The sequence below is a fragment of the Parasphingomonas zepuensis genome (assembly GCF_036663735.1).
GTDB lineage: Bacteria > Pseudomonadota > Alphaproteobacteria > Sphingomonadales > Sphingomonadaceae > Sphingomonas.
Window position 1 is genome coordinate 1 of the sequence record NZ_JAXOJO010000039.1, and the last position, 1,346, is coordinate 1,346.

The window sequence follows — 1,346 nt, forward strand, 5'->3', positions numbered from 1 at the left end:
GGCATCGCGGTGATCGGCGACGGATCGATGAGCGCGGGCATGGCCTATGAGGCGATGAACAATGCCGAACAGGCGGGCAACCGGCTGATCGTGATCCTCAACGACAACGACATGTCGATCGCCCCGCCGGTGGGCGGCCTGTCAGCCTATCTGGCGCGGGTGGTGTCGTCGTCCGAATATCTCGGGCTGCGCAGCCTCGCCAGCAAGGTCGTCCGCAAATTCTCGCGCCGCGTCCATAGCGCTGCGTCAAAGACTGAAGAGTTTGCGCGCGGGATGGTGACCGGCGGCACCTTGTTCGAAGAGCTGGGCTTTTATTATGTCGGCCCGATCGACGGCCATAACCTCGATCACCTGATCCCGGTGCTTGAAAATGTGCGCGACGCGAAGGAAGGCCCGGTGCTGATCCATGTCGTGACCAAAAAGGGCAAGGGCTATGCCCCGGCCGAGGCCAGTGCCGACAAATATCACGGCGTGCAGAAGTTTGATGTCGTCACCGGCACGCAGGCCAAGGCACTGCCGGGACCGCCATCATACCAGAATGTGTTTGGAGAGACGCTGGCGAAGCTGGCCGAGACCGACAGCCGCATCTGCGCCATCACCGCCGCCATGCCCTCCGGCACCGGGGTGGACAAATTCGCCCAGGCGCATCCTGACCGCGCCTTCGATGTCGGCATCGCCGAACAGCACGCCGTCACCTTCGCCGCGGGCCTGGCGGCACAGGGCATGCGCCCGTTCTGCGCGATCTATTCGACCTTTTTGCAGCGCGCTTACGACCAGGTCGTCCACGACGTCGCCATCCAGAACTTACCGGTCCGCTTCGCAATCGACCGCGCCGGCCTGGTCGGCGCCGACGGCGCGACGCACGCGGGCAGCTTCGATATCACCTATCTCGCGACTTTACCCAATTTCGTGGTGATGGCGCCCGCCGATGAGGCCGAGCTGGCGCATATGACCAAAACCGCGGTCGAGCATGACAGCAGCCCGATTGCCCTGCGCTATCCGCGCGGCAACGGCACCGGCGTGGCGCTCCCTGAGGTTCCGCAAGTGCTGGAGATCGGCAAGGGCCGTATCGTGCGGGAGGGCAAGAAGGTCGCGATCCTGTCGCTCGGCACACGCCTGGCGGAAGCGCTCAAGGCCGCCGACACACTGGATGCAAAGGGTCTATCGACCACCGTGGCCGACCTGCGTTTCGCCAAACCGCTGGACGAGGCGCTGATCCGCCGCTTGCTGACCACGCATGAGGTTGCGGTGACGATCGAGGAAAATTCAGTCGGCGGCCTCGGCGCGCATGTGCTGACCATGGCCAGCGACGAAGGCTTGATCGACACCGGCCTGAAATTGCGAAC

1 protein-coding gene is annotated in these 1,346 nt (G+C 64.1%); it reads left to right on the forward strand.

The window, feature by feature from the left end; genetic code table 11:
* On the forward strand, positions 1-1,346 hold a 1,346-nt coding region (dxs, locus tag U1769_RS25025), incomplete at both ends, for a 1-deoxy-D-xylulose-5-phosphate synthase (RefSeq protein WP_332720872.1).